Annotated in this window: 18 protein-coding genes and 1 pseudogene; 13 read left to right on the top strand and 6 right to left on the bottom strand. The window is 52.5% G+C overall.

The features are described from left to right. Positions 1-82: 82 nt before the first annotated feature. Positions 83-310 carry a hypothetical protein gene (locus GOV85_RS06015; RefSeq protein ID WP_170353330.1) on the bottom strand — a complete coding sequence of 76 codons (228 nt, stop codon included), beginning with the start codon at positions 308-310 and terminating at the stop codon, positions 83-85. A gap of 243 nt (positions 311-553) precedes the next feature. Here GOV85_RS06015 and GOV85_RS06010 point away from each other — a divergent pair. From GOV85_RS06010 to GOV85_RS05980, 7 genes and pseudogenes are all read left to right on the top strand, one after another. Continuing rightward, positions 554-1,078 (top strand): annotated as a pseudogene (locus GOV85_RS06010) (transposase); the annotation flags it as partial. Between the two features lie 118 nt (positions 1,079-1,196). Further along, entirely contained in the window at positions 1,197-1,430 is a 234-nt protein-coding gene (locus GOV85_RS06005) for a hypothetical protein (RefSeq protein WP_170567908.1), read from the top strand. A 137-nt stretch (positions 1,431-1,567) separates the two neighbouring features. Next, positions 1,568-2,068 carry a DUF1269 domain-containing protein gene (locus GOV85_RS06000; protein WP_170422174.1) on the top strand — a complete coding sequence of 167 codons (501 nt, stop codon included), beginning with the start codon at positions 1,568-1,570 and terminating at the stop codon, positions 2,066-2,068. A gap of 203 nt (positions 2,069-2,271) precedes the next feature. Then, positions 2,272-2,595 (top strand): hypothetical protein, encoded by a 324-nt coding sequence (locus GOV85_RS05995; RefSeq protein ID WP_170422171.1) that lies wholly within the window; start codon positions 2,272-2,274, stop codon positions 2,593-2,595. A gap of 71 nt (positions 2,596-2,666) precedes the next feature. Continuing rightward, on the top strand, positions 2,667-3,776 hold the full coding sequence (locus tag GOV85_RS05990; protein WP_170422168.1) for a mechanosensitive ion channel family protein: 1,110 nt from the start codon (positions 2,667-2,669) through the stop codon (positions 3,774-3,776). Positions 3,777-4,069: 293 nt separating this feature from the next. Further along, complete coding sequence (locus tag GOV85_RS05985; RefSeq protein WP_170422165.1) at positions 4,070-5,254, top strand: AI-2E family transporter; 1,185 nt, start codon at positions 4,070-4,072, stop codon at positions 5,252-5,254. Positions 5,255-5,597: 343 nt separating this feature from the next. Further along, entirely contained in the window at positions 5,598-5,834 is a 237-nt protein-coding gene (locus GOV85_RS05980) for a hypothetical protein (protein ID WP_170422163.1), read from the top strand. Between the two features lie 602 nt (positions 5,835-6,436). On the opposite strand, the gene cls is transcribed toward GOV85_RS05980, so the two are convergent. Then, positions 6,437-7,858 (bottom strand): cardiolipin synthase, encoded by a 1,422-nt coding sequence (gene cls / locus GOV85_RS05975; protein ID WP_245223189.1) that lies wholly within the window; start codon positions 7,856-7,858, stop codon positions 6,437-6,439. 385 nt (positions 7,859-8,243) lie between these two features. Then, positions 8,244-9,113, bottom strand: coding sequence for an AraC family transcriptional regulator (locus tag GOV85_RS05970; RefSeq protein WP_170422160.1), 870 nt, complete (start codon positions 9,111-9,113; stop codon positions 8,244-8,246). A gap of 402 nt (positions 9,114-9,515) precedes the next feature. On the opposite strand from GOV85_RS05970, the gene GOV85_RS05965 reads away from it, so the two are divergent. The 6 genes from GOV85_RS05965 (at position 9,516) to GOV85_RS05940 (ending at position 17,156) form a co-directional block, all read left to right on the top strand. Continuing rightward, on the top strand, positions 9,516-11,867 hold the full coding sequence (locus tag GOV85_RS05965; protein ID WP_348540085.1) for an arylsulfatase: 2,352 nt from the start codon (positions 9,516-9,518) through the stop codon (positions 11,865-11,867). A 96-nt stretch (positions 11,868-11,963) separates the two neighbouring features. Then, the gene (locus tag GOV85_RS05960; protein WP_170612385.1) at positions 11,964-13,601 is read left to right on the top strand and encodes a DUF1254 domain-containing protein; all 1,638 of its coding nucleotides are present in this window, start codon (positions 11,964-11,966) and stop codon (positions 13,599-13,601) included. Positions 13,602-13,927: 326 nt separating this feature from the next. After that, entirely contained in the window at positions 13,928-14,440 is a 513-nt protein-coding gene (locus tag GOV85_RS05955; RefSeq protein ID WP_170422155.1) for a DUF1269 domain-containing protein, read from the top strand. A 116-nt stretch (positions 14,441-14,556) separates the two neighbouring features. Beyond that, positions 14,557-14,856, top strand: a complete 300-nt coding sequence (locus GOV85_RS05950) for a DUF3302 domain-containing protein (protein WP_209509495.1) — start codon at positions 14,557-14,559, stop codon at positions 14,854-14,856. Continuing rightward, a complete protein-coding gene (locus GOV85_RS05945) occupies positions 14,853-15,980 on the top strand; it encodes an HlyD family secretion protein (protein ID WP_170422152.1) in 1,128 nt (375 codons plus the stop codon). The genes GOV85_RS05950 and GOV85_RS05945 overlap by 4 nt, the downstream gene beginning before the upstream one ends. A gap of 468 nt (positions 15,981-16,448) precedes the next feature. Then, on the top strand, positions 16,449-17,156 hold the full coding sequence (locus GOV85_RS05940) for a hypothetical protein (RefSeq protein WP_171175928.1): 708 nt from the start codon (positions 16,449-16,451) through the stop codon (positions 17,154-17,156). Positions 17,157-17,312: 156 nt separating this feature from the next. On the opposite strand, the gene GOV85_RS05935 is transcribed toward GOV85_RS05940, so the two are convergent. From GOV85_RS05935 to GOV85_RS05925, 3 genes are all read right to left on the bottom strand, one after another. Beyond that, positions 17,313-18,371, bottom strand: a complete 1,059-nt coding sequence (locus tag GOV85_RS05935) for a GIY-YIG nuclease family protein (RefSeq protein WP_171175926.1) — start codon at positions 18,369-18,371, stop codon at positions 17,313-17,315. Between the two features lie 20 nt (positions 18,372-18,391). Beyond that, positions 18,392-19,234, bottom strand: coding sequence for a GIY-YIG nuclease family protein (locus GOV85_RS05930; RefSeq protein ID WP_171175924.1), 843 nt, complete (start codon positions 19,232-19,234; stop codon positions 18,392-18,394). Positions 19,235-19,363: 129 nt separating this feature from the next. Then, positions 19,364-19,675: a hypothetical protein gene (locus GOV85_RS05925; protein ID WP_171175922.1), complete on the bottom strand. Its 312-nt coding sequence runs from the start codon at positions 19,673-19,675 to the stop codon at positions 19,364-19,366. Positions 19,676-20,227 lie beyond the last annotated feature (552 nt).

Here is a 20,227-nt window from a genome sequence, read left to right as displayed (position 1 = left end):
GCCAGTTTTTTTTTCTTTCAATAGGCCCAAGTCAGCCAAACCTTCTGAGAGCGTGCAGTGCCTCAAGAAGATCTAACTGGGTTTACAGCCCTAACAGCTCTCGATCTGAGTCGCGTGAGATACGTTCGTGCAGAAGCTTGAGCAACCGATCAGCTTTGTCTCTCTCAATTTCCTCGAGAAGCTTCAAAACAGCAGCGCCATAGATAATCTTTTTGCGCGTTTCATCGCGACGCCGTTGTTTGCTCGCCCGGGCCTGAAGGTCTCTGAGCCTCACGCGCGCCTGCTCGATTTGTTGATCCAGATCCGCCATTTCGTCCTCCCTTACTTGAAGTGGTCGAACAGGAAATGCGGCCCGGATCCCGGCTTCGCCACTCGGGCGCGAAAATGTGGCTCCGCCAAGCCGCCGTGTGAGCGGTCGTCCGCATGCCCGCTGGGCAATGCGCGCAGTTACGCAAACTTGGGGTTTGCCTGCGCGCCTGCAGCGGACTTTTTTGTGCGGAGATCGGGTTGGTGCCCGATGTCCTTTACATGATATCTGAAAGTGATCAGCTGAGGATGGTTCTATCTCAGTACGATCCTGGATGATTACAGCCGTTACATCATCGCCTGGAAGCTTTGCGCGACGATGAAAACCGAGGATGTGACCGATACGTTGGCCCTCGCTTTGCAGGCCTCAGGTTGTGATCAGGCAACCGGGCTGCACAAGCCGCGTCTGCTCAGCGACAACGGGTCCAGTTACATCTCTGGTGAGCTTGCAGACTGGCTGGAAGATCAACAAATGGATCATATCCGAGGTGCGCCATATCACCCACAGACCCAAGGCAAGATCGAGCGCTGGCATCAAACTCTCAAGAACCGCATCTTATCGCAAAACTATTATCTGCCCGGCGACCTCCAACAACAGATCGACGCCTTCGTCGAGCATTACAATCACCGTCGCTACCACGAAAGCCTACAAAACCTCACGCCGGCTGATGTCTACTTCGGGCGCGGGCAGACCATTCTGAAACAACGCGAAAGGATCAAACGGAAGACAATCGAAACAAGGCGCTTGCTTCACCGAAAATCCGCCGCATAATCGGAAAAACCAGATGGGCCAGATCCTCTCTTAGCTATGGCCGCCTTCTGTACCAAAACCCCTGACGACGGACACTGGCAACATTCGTCTGCTCTCAATCAAAATAAAGGCAATTCATATGGACTTGACTGTACTCATGAAAGACCTGCAGCAACGACGCGACGAGTTGAAACTGCAACTGCACCTTGCGTCGAAAGAAGCTGAGGATGAATGGACAGAGCTTCAGGCCGAATGGGACAAGTTTCTTACAAAAGCCGAGTTCGAAAAGTCCGCTGAGGAAGTTGGAGAAGCGGCACGCGATCTCGGCCTCAAAATGAAGGCCGCGTATGACAAGATGAAAAAGGCAACCTGATCAAGCAGGCTATTGGGTGATTCAGTGCGGCCTCAAACCCGGCTGCCAGCCCGCCAGAAGTTTCATAACTTTGGGCCCAACAATAATGCGATGGGTCTCGCAGAAGGATCCGCGGCCGAACCAAAGGAGACCGAACGATGAACCTGGTCGCAATTCTCATGAAAGATGTTGAAGCGGCGCGCTCCGCGCGTGGCAAAATTGCGGGATTAACCAGAAAGGCGCTTGTTCAGTTAGAAGACGCGGTTGTCGTCTACACTGAAGATGGCGAAATCAAACTTGATCAGACCGTCAACATGACGAAATTCGGGGCTCTGGGCGGTCTTTGGGTCGGTGTGGTTATCGGTGGCGCTATTGGTCTGATGAGCGGGAATCCAGCGCTATTGGCTGCAAGCGGTGTGTTTGGGTCACTCACAGGTGCCGTTGGAGGATCGGTCGCTGATCGTGGCATTCCGGATGATTTTATGAAGAAAACAGCACGATCATTGGAAGATGGTCGTGCCATACTTTTCCTATTGGGTGGAACCGAGAACCCAGAAATGGTTCTTGAAAAGCTGTCTGCTTTTGAGGGTGAGGTGCTGATATCGGATTTCTCTGACGATGTCGTGCAACAGATCAACGATGCTCTTAAGTCAGTATAATCCGCAGGTGTGTTCATCAAAACGATGATCGTTTAGCCATCATACAACGACACCACGGCTGCAGGAAAAAGCTCTTGCCAGTACGTTTTCGGCTCAAGTCTCTGACAGGACTGCCGAATAGGTTACGGAGGGCTCTTCAGCTTCCGGTCCAGCGCCATTTCAATCGCTATAAGCCGGGACGGATGTAGTTGAGGATGGCGGAAATGGTTGCATTGGACAAAGAGCTGACTGCCATGGAAGACGAACTGGACGAAGCCGCTGAAGAAATGGCGACAGACATCCAAGAAAGTATCGACAAGACCAAATCAAAGGTCAAAGAAGCAAATGACCGCATTGACGCTCGGCTAGAGGAGATCGACGCGGAGTTCGATGCTAGGTTGGATGCAATTGACCAGCAAATCGACTCGGCGACAGAAAATTCGAAAGCTCGGTTCCAAAAGAGAAAAGCAGAGATACAAGAGGAATACTCTCACAGAAAAGCTCTTTTGAGCAAAGCAGCCAAGCTGGCAGGTGAGGCACTCGGCTAACGGGCCAACGAACCCGCCAAATTCTAAAGCGGGTTCGACACAGCCGTTTGCTGGAGTTACAAATCGAATTTATGGAAGAAAACAGTTTTCGAGAGCCACTTTCCACTTACGGTGATGCTCTGTCACGGTGGTGGAGCTCAGTAGATCATCCCGCGGCCCTTGCCGCGATCGTGTTTTGTGCGGCGGTTTTGGTTTTTCGTCGTGCACTGGCCATGGTGGTGGTTTCAGCGCTCAATGCATTGCTGTCAAACTTATCTTCCGAGATTGGTGAAGCGACGCGTGAACGCCTCGTTTCGGCTACTCAAGTACTTCTTGTAGCCCTATCGATTTTCCTTGTCTCTGAAGCTCTGGAACTTCCCGAGTTTACAGGTGGCCTCTTTAGGAGCGTTCTAGCGACCGCTGCCATAGTGGCTGTGTTTGCAACTTGGTATGAACTAGCGGGTAACTTTGTTTCAATCTTAAAAACAGGTGAGTTTCAGGATGTAACCCTTGAGGCCGACTGGACCACTAGAGTTACTCGCTTCGCCATTTTTATCTTTGGACTTACTGCGATATTGAAGGTCTGGAACGTCGACATTAGTGGAGCTCTTACTGGCGTCGGTGTTTTGGGCGCAGGGCTTGCGATCGCTGCACAGGACTTAGTACGGAATTTGATCGCGGGAATGACCAACCAAAGCGAGGCTCGATTTGTCACCGGAGACGCCATAGAAGTTGATGGCAAGTTTCTGGGGACGGTTAAAAAGATCGATCTGCGTTCCACACTCGTGGTTGGCTTCGACCAAGTGCCCCGCCATGTTCCGAATGCTGATCTGTCAAATTCTGTTGTTAAAAATTACTCAAGAATGCAGCACAGGCGTATCCTGATTTCAATTCCACTTGTTCTTTCGTCGTCCCGTGACCAAATTGAAAAAGTTAGACGTGATTTGAGTGAGTTCTTGAAGAACAGTGGGGCCTTCTCACTCGATGATGATGCTCCCAAGTACGTTAACGTATCGGGTATCAGCAACAGTTCCATCGACATTCAGTTCTATGCCTGGACGAAGTCTGGTACTTATTCAGACTATCTGGAAACAAGTGAACGCCTTGCCCTAGAAGTTTTAGAGACTGTCGCAAGGGCAGGCACCGCGCTAGCCTACCCCACCCAAACGATACATATGGCAGAGCACGCAGGAAAAAGCTGAAGCCAAACGAACTGGTGGCTAACGAGCCATTTTCATTTTGCAGAACACCTTCGTCTCTGCGCTCTTTGGTTCATTTAGTTCTTTCGCTACCTCATCCTCCAAAAATGCACGGGTGCTTATTTCAGTCATTTCATCCGCGTCCGAATTTGTTGGCGTCTGGACGTCGGAGTTGCCAGACTGGTCGGACAGTGGCCCCCAAACTGCGCGAAGTGCCCCAGCCGATTAAGCGATGTTGTATTTTGTATGCATAACGTGTTCAATTTGAGACAAGTTTACCAATAGGACTCAATTGTTTGGACCCAACTCGCGAAGACAATACAAAAGTGCCGATTTGGTTCCTCACGATGGTCACTATCGCTCTCGTGATTTGCGCTCTGTGGTTCGGGCGCGGGTTTCTCATTCCTCTTGCGGTAACGGGTCTTCTTTATATTCTCACCTCTGCGCTTGTTGATAAGATTCAGCACACCAGTTTGATTGGCTGGTCGCCACCCGGCTGGTTAGCTCAACTTCTGAGCACGGTTTTGATAGTCGGAGCGGTCGTTCTTCTGGGTCTTGTTGCCGCTTCATCAGCGGATGATGTTCAAGACGCGTTGCCAAGATACCGGGAGCGCTTCTCAATTTTGTCGGAACAACTGGAAGGTTTTCTCGGACCCAAGATCGTGATCGCAATCCAACAAGCCATGGAGCAAGCCGATGTAGGGCGTTGGTTTACTGCAGCAATGAGCGGAGTGGGCGGAGCACTTTCAATGCTTGGCCTTATAACGCTCTATTTGATCTTCTTGACTGCTGAACGACTAGCTTGGGCTACTAAATTGCCACTTTTGGCTTCTGGGGAGGAAGAGGCACATCGCGCCAAGAAAGTGCTTTCGAGAATTTCCAATGGCGTGAAGCAGTATATGTGGGTGAATGCAGTAACAAGTGCCATGAGCGGCGTTGTTGCATTCGCCATTTTTTCGTGGGTTGGCTTGGACTTTGCGCCACTACTTGCACTGACCGTGTTTGTAGCCGGCTTCATTCCAAACATTGGGGCGTTCATCGCAATTGCGCTGCCCTCTCTCGTTGCTCTGATCCAATTCGATACTATGAGGCCGTTTTTAATCGTGTTGATTGGCTATGGCCTTGCGGATCAGTTCATCGCCAATGTCATACAGCCGAAAATGCAAGGTCGCTCTCTGAACCTCAGCACGTTCATGGTAATGGTCGCTCTTACTTTCTGGGCCACTGTCTGGGGCGGGATCGGCGCGTTTTTAGCGATACCGATGACGGTAATCGTTATGGTTTTTTGTGCAGAAATCCCCGCAACACGGTGGATCGCAATAGTTCTGTCAGCGGATGGTCAATTACTGGAAGAGCAGAGTGTTGCTTCAAAAAAGAATAATCAATCGGTGTTGTCGCATATAGGCCAATCCAAAAAACGCCAAGAGTTTGAAGAGGAAATTGAGCAACTTCGCGCAGACTTCGACAGTAGAGATAAATAGTCTACGCTTAACAGGGGCGCGACTATATCGATGAAGTTCTCTACCAGTGTCAAAACGGCGGCCAGGTTGTCAAATTTTTTAAGCCACCATTATTTGCCCCTGTAATCGATTGAACGTGGCTGCAGCGATGACGGCGAGTAATGGATCAGCAAACAGTGGTTGAACCGTGCATGCAAAGTGTTTGGAGGGTATCGCAGTCAAGCGTTTGGCTTTTGGTTCGGATCTCAATTCCAATCCCAAATTAGCAAAACTGTAGCGCTGCGAGAGTATACAGAACTTTGAATTTAAACTAATACTTACATCATTAAATAAGTTCTGGCCCGCAGCGATAGGAGAGATTGACATGGCTGATATTGCGAAATGGATGGATGATCTCAAGCAAACACGTGACGAGCTTCGTTTGCAACTTCATCTTGGTGCGAAAGAAGCAGAGGATGAATGGGAAAGCCTTATGCGTGACTGGGACTCGTTCTTGAGTAAGTCTCAGTTCGAAAAGTCCGAAGATGAAGTCGGAGAAGCGGCCCGCGAGCTGGGTCTGAAGATGAAGGCCGCCTACGAACGTATGAAGAAAGCAGTTTAGTCTGCGGAAACAAGCGAGGATCACTAAACGCGAAAAGTTTTGAAAAACTCAAACGTATGGCGTGGCTACGTCATTTTAATTGAGGTGTTCTGAGCGAGATAGTCTCAATCGCGTAGTGTCCTTGCAAAATTGCCATCTCGACGATTGTTCATTTCTTAACCGCAAGGGACAGGCGATCAGATCGCGCGCCGTCGTCTTGCGGTGGCACGCTATCAATCTGGCTTAGTGGTTTTGCTATGCTTGTTGCAGTGATTGGCCTATTTTTTGGGAACGTTGCCTGTTCTTCTGTCTGGGCGATAACTACGGGAAAGCGCTGGGCGGCGGAATCCTTGCTGTTTGAGCCTGGATCTTGCTGTCGTCCCGGTGCTTGTCGCGCCTCGAATGAGCGCTGAACGAGAACCGGAACCTGTCATTGAATTTCGCGATCTCGCAATGGACGATATCAAGGCGGCATAGTCGGAATGGCTGGGTGAGGCAAAGCATCTGGAAGAAAATGTGCGGCGTATTGCCTCCTATCCGTTTGGCGCTGTGGAATCGACTCTGCTTGGCCCGCTTTTTTCAACGACGGCGAAGTCTCTCTACAAGAAGGTGCAAACTACCAATCACAACAAAGGCGAAACTAGTCGGGACAAGGGAGCACCAATTCTGATACGTTTTGGTTGCTGCGACAGCCTTTTCGAAAGTTCGAAGGAACGTTCGAAATCAGCTTCAAACATCGCTTCTAGTTGTGATGCAGCACTATCATCAAAGTAAACCGCCATGGCTTCAAAGTTCAATCGAAACGACCGGTTATCCATGTTCATGGTTCCGACAACTGCAAGCGTATCGTCAACAAGTACGACCTTTTGATGCATGAAACCCGCATCATAGCGCATCACTTTGACTCCTACGTCGCGGATCTCGTCAAAGTATGCGAAGGCAGCCAACCAAGGAACGGTATGGTCTATGACCTCCGGGACCAATATACGCACATCTAGGCCGCGTAGCGCCGCTAGTTTAAGCGCGGTCAGAATATCGATATCTGGCACAAAATAAGGAGATGCAATCCACACTCGTTTCTTAGCTTCAGCGATGCAGGATATGAAGAACATGGCCCCTGTTTCCAGTTCGTCACCCGGACCAGTAGCGACCAAAAGTGATGTCATGTCAGCTTTATCTCGATCGGCATTCCAATTCAGGTCATCGATCAGTATTTCGTCTGTTGCCCAGTGCCAGTCTTCCACGAAAATCAACTGAAGCTGGGAAACTACTGGGCCAGTCATCTGAACATGTGTGTCGCGCCAATTACCAAAACGTGGATCGAGTCCTTTGTACTCGTCTCCGAAATTCAAACCACCCGTGAAGCCCACATGACCGTCGACAACTACTGTTTTGCGGTGATTGCGAAAATTGAGCTGAAAACGGTACTTCGGCCCCCTTGTCGACTTCGGATCGACGAACTCTACCCCTGCTGACTTTAAGCGCTGAAAATAGGTGGGAGGAAGCTTTTTGCTTCCTACAGCATCGACCATGAAGCGGACCGACACCCCTCGTTCAGCGGCATTGATCATGTGATCGCAAAGGGCTCGGCCAACGCCATCATCGTTGACGATATAGGATTGGACAAGCACGTATGATTTTGCAGTATCAATCGCCTTGAAAATCGCTGAGAACGTCTCCTCACCATCTATGAGAAGCTGAAAACCATTTCCGTCTACTCCGGGTAGTTCTGCGATCTTTTCAAAAAGTGTTGTGTCGTTCTTGGGTTTGGACTTAGGCCTATGTTGTTCGCGATAAGTCGCCACACCTTCAAGAACCTGTTCGCTTGAGGCACGACTTATTTCATAGCCACGATATTTGTGGTGTCCAAGAAACAGATAAAGCGGCACACCAAGGTAAGGTGCTGTTACAAGAAAGATTGCCCAACCGATCGCGCCTTGAGGAGTACGCGCCGTCTGGATAGCGCGCCACGCGAAAACAATCGCAATGACCTCTGACGCGATGAGTGCAATAATCAAAACCGTGCCGAGCATTTCATCGCCCATTCCATAGACAGGGGAAAGCCTGACTGAGTTACCCTCGGGCCAAAGCTATGTGAGTTTCCCATTCGTAACAACTTTTGGGCCCTCCGTCTGGTCTTGTCAGACGAACTTTTGTTGGGCGTGGCGGGGCAGTAAAGCCGCCGTTCGGATTTCGGAAGCTGTCGTTGGGGCAATCCTGGCTGACCGACTGCTCAGAGCCCAAAGCGGACCTTCGAACTCGACGCGGCAACAGGCAGAACTAAGCGCGAAACGGAAATCGCTCCACTGCTATCTAGCAGTAATGGTGTCTCAAAGTAAGCCTTTCGCGTACACGTTGAATGCTTCTGGTCGGTTGTCTCGTGGCTATAAACTCCACTGCTCAATGCCTTTTGCTAGCCAGAGAAGAGGGTCAGGTGCCTCCGCGCGACCGGAACTCTGATGGAGAGCACCCCTCCCACTTTGAGAAGGCCGTAGAAAAGTTCTGCCGGTGCGAAAAACCAATGCTTTGAGCGACCTCGTCAATTTCGCGGCCTTGCCGTAAAGCCTCTCGCGCGATGGCATGGCGCGGGCCATCGCGGAGGCGATCAAAACGGCTGCCCTCTTTTTTTAGGGCATCCTGGAGGGTTCTGAGCGGTTTGTCGAGAAGGTTAGCGACTTCGGTTTGCGCAAGAGGGCGCTGGTTGGTGCGCAATGACGCGTATTGCAAATGAGTTACGAGGTCGGACATCTCACAGGACGCATTGGGCACTTCGGGCGCCTCTGCCATGGCCAAAAGAAGGAGATCGGACAGGTCGGGCCTGGAGTGTTTGAGCGGCGTCCGCAAGAGGTGATCATCGAACTCAACTGTTCCGATATCACCCTCCGAAACCTGGCTCACGCCACTGAGAAATGTTGTGTGGTGAGCGCGCGCTCCGGGATAGCTCACCCGGATATGCGCGCTGCGTGTGCCCGTGCGCTGGGCGAGAAGGTTGCAGATCAGTCCGATTGTGTATTGCACATCGAGCGAGGCTTCCGGGCCCACGCCGAAGGGGTGAACGTACGTGAACCGACAACGATCCCTTCGCACTCGGAGGCCAACACTGACCCCGGGAACGATATAGGGAACCGTGTCGCGCAGAATGCAGAGGGCGGCCCAGATAGTCTCAGAATGAATGACGGCTTTGCCGAAAAGCCCCATATCCGCGAACTCTTGGTCCATACCTGCCCTCAGCATGATCCCGCCAAGATCATCGAGGTGGTCGATGCGGGCGAGGCCCTCTAGGTAGGTGCCGTCGGGCATCCAACGCTCCGCCTGATTCGGAACATCGAGCCCCGCTACCTCTGCGGAGAGACCTTTCCCCAGACCAAACATGGGATCAGACAGGCACTTAAACAAACCCAGCAACAGGCCCGCACGGACCTGTCTCGAGTCGTCGGGACGGCAAAACGATCGATCTTCCCGTGTGTTTGAAGACAATAGTTGGTTCCTTGGGCGCTAGTGTTGATTCTTAGATTAAGCGATTTGTGCCTACAGCGCTGCAGCAAAAAGAACTCGACGCGGCGCCTCCCGGACATGTCCTACGAAGAGCGCTGCCAAAAGGTAGCGGTTTCATTCTGGCTCGCGCTTCATGCCGCGCGACATGGAAGCAGTCTGACAAAACGAGGTGCGTCGCGCAGTTCAAATCAAAAGGAGGAGACAGCCGTGAAACTTTTTGAACTGACCAGGTTGCCCATGGCGCTCTTGGCAGGAACGCTCGCCCTGACTGCCGCGCCAGCTGTGGCCCAAGATGACTGGGATCGCTCGGTCTTGCCGGTCCCAATGACTGAGTTTGGTGGCCATATCGCGCTCCGCACCTCGGACTCGAGTCTCGATTTTCCGCGGCAGGTGTCCGCACCCGAGGGTGCGCCCAATGTTCTCTTGATCATGCCGGACGATGTGGGCTTTGGCGCGCCGACTGCCTTTGGTGGTCCCGTGCCAACCGAAGCCTATGATCGGCTTGCCGAGGATGGCCTCCTGTTCACCCGGATGCACACGACGGCACTTTGCTCTCCGACCCGATCGGCGCTGATTTCCGGGCGCAATCACCATTCCAACTCAACCGGCGTCATTATGGAGCTGGGCACTGGTTTCCCGGGCTACAACTCGCTGATGCCAAAAGAGAACGGCACCATTGCCGAGATCCTGAAAGGCAACGGGTACAACACCGCTTGGTATGGCAAGAACCACAACGTGCCGGACTGGCAGTCGAGCCAGGCCGGGCCGTTCGACCTGTGGCCGACGGGGCTTGGTTTCGAGCAGTTCTTTGGCTTCATCGGTGGCGACACAAGCCAGTTCACGCCCGCGATCTTTGACGGCACCAAGCCGATTGAGCCGCCGAACACCGATGATTACCACCTGGATGAGGACATGGCCGACCGGGCCATCAACTACATCCGGGAACAGCACGCGCTCGCACCGGAAAAGCCCTTCTTCGTCTACTACGCGCCGGGCACAAGTCACGCGCCGCACCACGCCCCGCAAGAGTGGATCGACAGGTTCAAAGGCCAGTTTGATCAGGGCTGGGACGCCGTACGCGAAGAGTCCTTCGCGCGTCAGAAAGAGCGCGGCATCATTCCACAGGATGCTGTGCTTACGCCGCGTCCGGAACAGCTTCGTGCCTGGGATTCGCTGAATGATCAGCAGAAAGAGCTCTATGCCCGCATGATGGAGGTCTATGCCGGGGCGCTGTCGCACATGGACTACCAGATCAACCGCATCATCGACGCGGTCGAGGAAACCGGCGAACTCGACAACACGTTGATTATCTACCTGATGGGTGACAACGGCGCGTCGGCTGAGGGCAGCCCGGATGGATTGCTAAACGAGATGACGTTCTTCAACAACATCCCCGTGCCCTTCGAGGACACGTATGCGCGCATCGATGAGCTGGGCGGACCGAATACGTTCGGCCACTTTCCCTCGGCCTGGGCGCACGCGATGAACACGCCGTTCCAATGGACAAAGCAGGTGGCCAGCCATTTTGGCGGGACCCGCAACGGCATGATCATCCGCTGGCCCGCTGGCATTGAAGCGCGGGGGGAGGTCCGTGATCAGTTCCACCACGTTATCGATATCATGCCGACAATCCTCGAAGCGGCTGGCCTGCCAGCACCGACCTCGATCAACGGGGTGGCCCAGTCCGAGATCGAGGGCACCAGCATGATGTATGCCTTCGATAACGCGGAGGCACCCTCAACCCGCCGGACCCAGTATTTCGAAATGCTGGGCAACCGCGCGATCTACAGTGACGGCTGGATGGCGACCACCACACCGCCGGAAGCCCCCTGGGTCAGCGTGGTAAAGCCGACCGATGTAATCACCGAGTGGGATTGGGAACTCTATAACGTTGCCGAGGACTTCACCCAGGCCAACAACCTTGCCGCGGAGAACCCCGAGAAACTGGCAGAGTTGCAGCTTCTGTTCTACGGCGAGGCAGCAAAATATGACGTGCTGCCGATTGTCAGCAGCAAGGTGGAGCGCATGGATGTCTCGCTGCGCCCCAGCCTGACGGCGGGTCGTACAGAGTTCACCTACTACGACAACATGACACGCATTCCCGAAGGCACCGCGCCCGACTTCAAAAACAAGTCGCACACCATCACGGCGCATATCGAGATCGCTGACGGGGACAATGACGGGATGCTCGTCACCCAGGGCGGCCGGTTCGGCGGCTGGGCGCTCTACGTGCTCGATGGCAAGCCGGTCTACACCTACAATGTTGCCAATCTTGAACGTTACAACATTGAGGGCGACCCTCTGTCGGCTGGCAAGCACACGATCCGCTACGAGTTCGAGTATGATGGCGGCGGCGTCGGCAAGGGCGGCATGGGCAAGCTTTTCGTTAACGATGAACTCGTTGGCGAGGGTCGGGTCGAGCGCACCATGGGCTTCCGAATCTCGCTCGATGAGACATTTGACATCGGCTCCGACGCGGGCGAACCCGTGAGCGAAAGCTACCACGTGCCCTTCGACTTCCCCGGCACGCTGGAGAAGGTCGAGGTCAAGTTGCGGTAACCGAGGTGTTCAGGTGTGGACAGGGGCATCAGCCCCTGTCTGCGCAACGAAGACATCAACAGCTATCCCTCAAATCGAATCTGGAGAACACTCTTCATGACAAGAAGAACCACCATATCCATCGCGATAATTCTGGCATTGTCGGTATCGGGATTGAGCCCGGCTTACGCTGAGGTCGAATACGAACCCATTCCAGAATTTCTCACAACGCCTGACGAGGTAGAATCGACGCGTCTCGGAACTCTGACGTTCAAAGACGGCTATCCGACGGGAGACACAGCCCAGAAGGTGCAGGATGAGCTCGACTACCTTCACGGGATTGAGACCTTCATGAACACGATCCAGGTCGTATCGATGCACGGCTTCTACAAAGGCTTTCTCGACATCGGCGTGCAGCACAACGAAGTGCTGCTGTTCGAAGAACTGATGGACGCGCATTCGCTCTTTCTCACGGCGAATGCCGACACACCCTATTTCCTGTCATTCATCGACCTGAACGATGGCCCCATGGTTGTCGAGACCCCGCCTAATGTGCTGGGCATCTTCGATGACATGTGGTTCCGTTGGGTCATCGATTTCGGCTTCCCCGGCCCTGACCGCGGTGAAGGCGGCCGGTATTTGCTGGTGCCCCCGGGATATGACGGCGTACTGCCCGAAGGCGGCTACTATGTGGCCCATTCCCGCACGAACCGGGTCTTCATGCTGGGGCGTGCGTTCCTTGAGGACAATGACCCAAAGCCACCGATGGACACGGTCAAAGAATACACCAAGATCTACCCCTATGTTCCGGGTGGAACGGGCACGAGCATCGGGTCATTTCTGTTGGGCGAAGCGCCAATCGCCGGTGTAACCACGGAACATCCTTCTCCTCGGTTCGTCAACGGCACTGGCGTGTCGTTCAACACCATCCCACCGAACGATTTCACCCATTACGAGTGGCTTCACGAAGTGATCCAGATGGAACCTGCCTCTTCGTTTGATGTCGAGCTTGCAGGGCAAGCAGCTGCAATTGGCATCGTGAAGGGTGAAGAGTTCAATCCGGATGAGCGGATGAGACGGATCCTTGATGAGGCAGTCGCGGTCGGCAACGCCGGGGCCCGTACCCTTGGCATGGGCGCACATCCCAGGGACCATTTCCGATACTACGATGAGGACTCGGCCTGGTGGGCAAGTCTTTGGGCAGGTGGCTATGACTTCATGAACCCGCCGGGTGTGGTCGAAGACGGAGAGATCAAGCCGTTGGAGGACAAAGGCGCGCGCAAGTATCATTCGCGGACGTCGTGGTTCTACACCGCTACTGGCGTGACACCGGCGATGATCATGCGGCTCGAAAACATCGGCTCGCAGTACCTGATTGCCAATGTCGATTCCGATGGTAACCCGTTCGACGGCGCCAAGACCTACAAGCTGGATCTACCGCCGGACATTCCCGCGGCGCGCTTCTGGTCGATGACGGTCTACGACAACCAATCACGCGGGATGCTGCAGACATCGCAGCGCTATCCGCGTGCGGGCAGTCAGACCTACCCGAGCCCGGCAGCCGTGGAAAACGAGGACGGTTCGACAACCATTTGGTTCGCGCCGGAACAGCCGGAAGGTGTGGAGCGGGGCAACTGGATCGAGACCGATCCGAAAAAGGGCTGGTTCACCTTCTTGCGCCTCTACTTCCCCGAGAAGGCGTTCTTCGACAAGTCCTGGCGGCCCGGTGAGTTCGAGCTGGTAAGCGGCGACTGATCGCCGTCAGGCGGGGGCGGCGTCCTGCGCCCCTGCTGCTCTTTTAACATGCAAGGTCAACTCTGATGTTAGTCAATCAACCATGCCGTCACTCAAAGTCGCAGCTGTTTTCTTTAAGTCCGAGCCTAAGGGGCGCATGCTGAGTTCAATGATGGATCCTATCGGTTGCCGAGTATTCACCGTGTCGAGACCGTCGATGTCTCCGTGAAATGAACCCGGCTTGGATACGATTGGGGCGTTCGATTTACTCCCGATCACAACGCAAACGGTAAGTTTATCAAAGACGTCGCGTTCACTGGCTTCAAAATTTCAAAGGGAGAGAACCAATGTCCAACCTTGTCATCATACTTTTTGAAGGCCGTCATGCCGCGGACGAGGCGCTACTTCGCGTCGCGAAAATGTCGAAGGAATGGGAGGCCGACATTAATGAGTTCATAGTGATTACGCGGAATGAAGCTGGCGACATCCGGATCAAGAACTCTGACACGCTCACCGCGACTGGTATGCTCGGCGGAGGTGCGATGGGTAGCCTGACAGGCGTAATGATTGGTGCGCTGGCAGGCAATCCGGCGGCTGGCCTGCTACTTGGGGCGGCTGCTGGAACCGGGATGGGAACACTGGCCGGAGCCCTCGATCAGGCCGATGACGAAGACCGTCTGGCGGCTATGCTCGGTTCCAAACTGAAGCCAGATACCTCTGCGCTTGCAATGATCGGCTGGACCAGCCGTCCGACAAAGCTGCTCAACGAACTCGAGGGCCTCAAGGGCGAAGTGATCGAAACATCCTTATCGGTCAGTGATGAAAAAGAGCTGCGCGCCGCATTGAGTACGCAAGCCTAGCCATAGGCTAATTGACCGTCGATCGTGCGGATCGGCCACACTGATCCGCATAAAATCTGTAACCGCTCGAACTGTCCGCCATACTTTGCTGAAGGTCCGGTGGTCGACACAAGAGGTTGGGGCTGCTGGAGAAAATCGAAATGAGTGGATTGGATATTTTTGCGTGGATCGTGCTGATTGTGTTGATCCTCACATTTCTGGTCGGGTTCATTTACCTGGCCATGTTGCCAGGCAAAATCGCCACAGAGCGCAGTCATCCACAACGGGACGCGATCAATGTCGCAGGTTGGGTCGGAGCTCTGACTTTTGGGGTTTTCTGGCCGCTCGCTTTGATATGGGCTTTCACAAGGTCGCCATTGTCAAAACAGATTGAATCGAGCGGGGGCAGACGTGCGGATTCAGGAGAGACCGCATGATTGTCTTTCTAACCCTAGCTTATGTCGCGGTTTTGTTCGTTCTCGTAAAGATGAAGGTTCTACCCAACACCAAGGCCACATGGCTTTCAACGATTGTGTGGATGGTCGTGCTGTTGATCTTTCTTTTCATTCCAATGCAGTGGGGCGCTCCTTCAGGACCGATAAAGGTCCTAACACGCGCCACCCAGATTGTTCCGAATGTTGCGGGACAGGTGATCGAAGTTGCAGCGAAACCAAACGTTCCGCTGGAAGAAGGTGAAGTACTTTTTCGCCTCGATCCGGAGCCCTTCGAGATAGCCGCTCGACAGGCGGAAGCCACCCTGGCGCGGGTTGAGGCACAGGTTCGTCAGGACCAAGATGCGCTTGCCTCAGCACAAGCCCAATTACGTCAGGCTCTTGCGCAACGGGACCTCGCAAAACTACGTTTTGAAGATGACAGCAGGTTGGCCGTCAGCGGTACGATCTCTCAAAGCCGACTCGAATCAACAGAAGCCAGCCTGGAAGCTGCGGAAGGCGCTGTAGATCAAGCTCGATCTGCCGTGTCACGTGCCGAGGTGGAAATCAGTGCCCTCACAGATGACGGTGAAGTCGCGAAACTGGCTGAGGCCAGAGCGTCCCTTAACCAGGCTGAATGGAATCTTGAACAGACGATTATCCGTGCGCCATCAGAGGGATACCTGACCAATCTCGCGATTACTGAAGGTCAGCGCGTGGTTACGTTTCCCTTTGCTCCAGCGGGAGTGTTTGTCGACACAGCCGAAAAAGTTGTGATCGCCGAAGTCCATCAGATTTATCTCCGCCACATCGAAGTGGGTCAGCCTGTCGAAGTGGCTTTCAAAACAATGCCAGGTGTGTTGATAACAGGTACCGTCGAAACCGTGCTCGACATTGCCTCGCAAGGGCAAGCGCAGGTGACCGGTACGGTGTATCAGGCAGGTCAGATCGCGAGCGAACCGTTCATTGTAAGGATAGTTCTCGACGATCCAAACATCCTAGATGAGATCCCGCCTGGTGCCGCCGGAATCGCGGCGATTTACACAGAAAGCGCGTCCGCCACACATGTTATTCGTAAGGTCATCATTCGGATGAACTCAATCTTGAACTACATCCGCCCGGACATTTAGAAGTTCAATAGTTGCGAAGCTTACTTGCTACTTGGCTTAAACAAACACTTTAAGCGGAGATTTCTAGACTGTGGTTTGGTGATCCACTTTGGACCACTGAGAGGCATTTGAATGATTTTCGTAATGTCGGCTTTGTCCGCAATTCGGCCGTTGCCCCGATTTCCTCGAAAGTCCGCTGTTCGGGGGAATGTTTCATTTGAGGTCTGAGCCTACTTATGCGGATGGACAATGCGCTGGTCCTCAAGCTGGCTTGTCTATAGACATCCAACCTAAACCAACGAGACAGCATCTCTTAAGCTTCGTTTTTTGTTGTTCATCGCATTTTTGCACAATGAAACCAATCCGCTATCCCCAATAAAAGGCTGATAACTAAATGCGTCTCCTAACGAGCCGCTGTCCGGCAGAAAATTCACTTTAGAAATGCTCCCAATTTTGCTTGGATCAAACAAGTTGCCTGGTGAGAAATCGATGCTAGACGTAGACACTACATTCAACATGTACTCGGACACACCCGATGGTGGTGACCCGGACGCTAAAAGCGCGACGCTACGCAAATACCATAAGTTGCTTTGGAGCCGGCCATTGCCGAATGGGGCAATGTTCACACTTAGTGATAGTGGACCCAAGCCACACCTCTATCACCAATCTGAACTAGGTACTTTCCGACTATCCAGTGATGCGATTACCCACTCCTATAAGAACACTCTTAAAATGGGTTACATCATCGAACAGTTATCCCCAGGTGAGGTTGATGGGCTGTTCGCCACCGGTAGCACAATCGGTTCTTACATCGTCTTTCCGTCAAACAAGATTGACGGAGCAATGACAATAAACGGTGCAAGAGGTTGCAATGCTAAGATCGGAGACCGTTTCGACTTAACCCTAGAATGTATACGTCGGCACTATCGACGAGAAGACAGCCCACTTGCGACAACTCTTCAACGCTACGCTTCATTCTTTAATTTGTTTGAAAGCTTTGAAGGTTACGTGAACTACTTTCATTTGCAGGACTTGGTTACAAACAATCATCAAGACATCCGATTTTACCTGCCGTTTGATGGATTTCGATCTTCACCACTGCCCAGTAGTGTGGAGGAGTACCGCACTTACCGAACAGGAGTTATGGCTTTTGTGGCTGCACGAAACCAACGCATAGACAATAGGGTGAACAATTAGCGTTTCAGACCCTACGATTTAAAAGGGTCAGAGCCTGTGTGGAGGCCATGAGCCGGATTTGACAGAGACGAAGGTGGCTGGGTGTCAATACGCAACGGACCGAGAATCCCTGTCGGTTGGTCAAGGTTGGTTTACAGCTAAAGCGAACCAATTTGTTCATTCAGCCATCGAACTCACTGCAGCAATGATTTCAAGTTGGATATCTATTGCACTGACGCCTTCGAGCACTTCACCGTTACTTTTTAGCCTACGTCCATTGAACCTATTCAGAACGGTTTGTTCGACTTCGAGCGCAGCTTCAGCTGTCGGCAATGGATGCTTGAAGGCCAGTTTCCAGCTTAGTCCCGAGATTTCCGGCAAGATTTTGTGATTATAGTCATCTAAGCGTTTTAGAGGGTCCGACGAAAACCCCACCTTTAGGACACTTTTGTTGGATAACTCTAGCACATAGACAAAATATACGTCTGCCTTTGTTGCAACTGTAGTATACTCACCCGAATGAGGGGCGGGGCCTGGTCGGTAGTGCTTGTGCACATCGATTGTTCGGTCAGTCTTTGGTTCTGCAGCCTCGTGAAGTGACTTGTCATTATTTGTCAACAAGGCAACCAGTCGATCTGATACCACTGCGCCCACGTTGCCTCGGGGTTTGTAGCCGTCGATTGTGGGCATGCCCTTATCGGAAAAAAAAGCAGATAGGTTTTGCATTCGAAACTCGACAGAACCTTTGGAACGATCTTTGAGCGCCCCGTTTCTCAGGCTTCGGTTAAACTCTGATTTACTATACTTGACGCCGTTTTGTTCGCATCTCAACATCTCAAGGTAAGCCTGTAGGCAAGCACCTAGCTCGTCATCGGACCAGTATTCATCACTGATAGCGACGGATACTTCACCCAGCGCGTGTTCCAGCGTTGATAATGCGTCGTTAAGTTCTGTGACAGACGGCCAGCTGCTTATGCAGTTTGAGCCGCCAAATTTCTCTAGGAACTCGCCGGCGTGATCTAACCGATCGTTCGTGGGTATCTCTTCACTTCGCGCTCTCAAACGTGACAACAAACCATTCGGGTTTTGCGCTTCAAAGAGGGCCACTACTTTACGACCGCCCTTTTCAGGTCGAACTTTGGCATATCTTGTCGCATCCAAGAAAACGTCAGGATCACGCCGCTGCTCAGAGGACTTTCCATGGGTAAAATCGAAATTTGGGATAATATCAGACATTTGCTGCACACTCTTTTGTTCTAGTTCGCATTCAGTCCGTGAGCACGGCTGCCAAGTTTGGTTTTCCAAGCGCTTTCGCGGTTAATGATTTCAGAAGCAGACATGTCTGGAGAAGCAATTTCTAGGATAGAGATCGAATAGTTTGTGCGATTTCTTCTAGATAACAGCTTGTTTCCGCCATGGCCGTTGGCGGCGTATGATGTCCACCTTCCCATGAAGCCACCATCACCATATGCGGAACCCACATACTGTTCTCCAGTTTCGGGACAGACGAGGAGGTATACCCCGTTCACTGACGCCAAAGCGTTTTGCCAACTAGATGGAAGCGTTAGTAGCTCCTGGACAGTCGAGGTGAACTCTCCGAAACCAGGGAACGCTTCATCTTCAGCAGTCGCTCGCAGCTCGACTATGGGTTTTGGTCTTCGTTCGGCCCATTGGGACCAGCTTCTGGTGGCTGCGCCCCAATCAATAATAAGACGCCCGACCAAGTCCTCGATGGCATCAATGCGCGCCAAGTCATACCGCCGATGGTCCAAATCCTGGCCATAGTCTTCCTCGCAAGGCGTCCTAAGGGATGGATTTCTTTCTGGGTTATCGCTTGCTGTCCAGCTATCGACGACATAGTGGGCGCCTACGAAAAGTGCGCCAGTCGATCCTTGAGGAACAAATTGAACGGCTATTTCCGCACCATTATAAGGGGATAAGCTATCATCTCTCTGATAACTGACAAAATGATCGAAATTGGCAGAACCACGACGCCAAGCAGCTAAGGCCCTATAATCGTGCCGGACATACCTGGTGCGCGACAGTGCAAAGCCCCGTTTGCTCAAGAGTTCATTGAGAGTGAAATCATAGGGTTTCATGTGTCCAATTTCCGTGATGCCATTTGTTGTTGCTTTTAGGTTTGGGAACCAGCGTCGACACCCTTTCTGCTGTCCTGAGGCTTGGATTTGTTTCGCAGCTGATTTTACACGCGTGAATTTTTTCCATTGTCAATAAACGGGGTCAGCGGCATCAATATCTGACTTCATCGTTGAAATTGCTTTGACTACGGAATTTGAAGAAACCAAAGCCGCCAATCGATCAGAGGCGTCCAGCAACTCCGGTACTTTCACTTCCAGTCCATCTGATCTTGCGTCGTTCGCCATTTGGCGAATTGCATACAATCTCAGAAGCGCCATTGCTGCTTCAGCAATGTTGCAGTGGACGTCAAAGGGGTCTTCGCCAGCTCTTACCGCGTCATCTACGATCTTATAAACGGCGTGTGCAATCGGTTGTTTTATTGGGTAAAAATCCTCTCTCACCTCAAAGCCTCCTTACTAGGTATAACTATCTGCCTTGGCAGCGAGGAACTGCTTTAGCTTGCCTGGCTTGAATTTGGGGTGCCAAGGTTCCGAGACGAAGTTGTTTTTGGCCAAAGTCTTTCGCCATTTTGCCAAATGTCCTGCGTGTGGGTAGTTGACAGAAACGAACAAGAAATTGGCGTCTCAAAGCTATCGTTTTACCTCCGTGACAAAAAATCCAATGTTGGTCCCGCCGACTTGTTTGTGTGGTTGTTTGTTAACGAGGGGTTACAAGGTTGGATCTAAGGGTTGAGCCCGCTGCCAAGTCTTAATGTATTGGCTTTGTGGCTCACCTCGCTTTCGGAGACACCGCAAGCGATACATCGCGTACACTAGACTTGCGAGGCTGGTAAATATTCTCCCCGTACAGGGGTGTTTGCGCCGCCCCAAGCACCAACCCAACCGGAAATTTAGTGTTCCACCCCCACACGGGCGGGAAAACGGGGTGTTTATTGGTTTAAATACACAACCTTATACAAGGGGCGTCGCCCAAACTGTTGGCTTGATCCCATA

This window comes from Ruegeria sp. HKCCA4633 (assembly GCF_013034605.1).
Taxonomy (GTDB): Bacteria; Pseudomonadota; Alphaproteobacteria; order Rhodobacterales; family Rhodobacteraceae; genus Ruegeria.
This window is presented reverse-complemented; position numbering and strand designations above follow the sequence as displayed.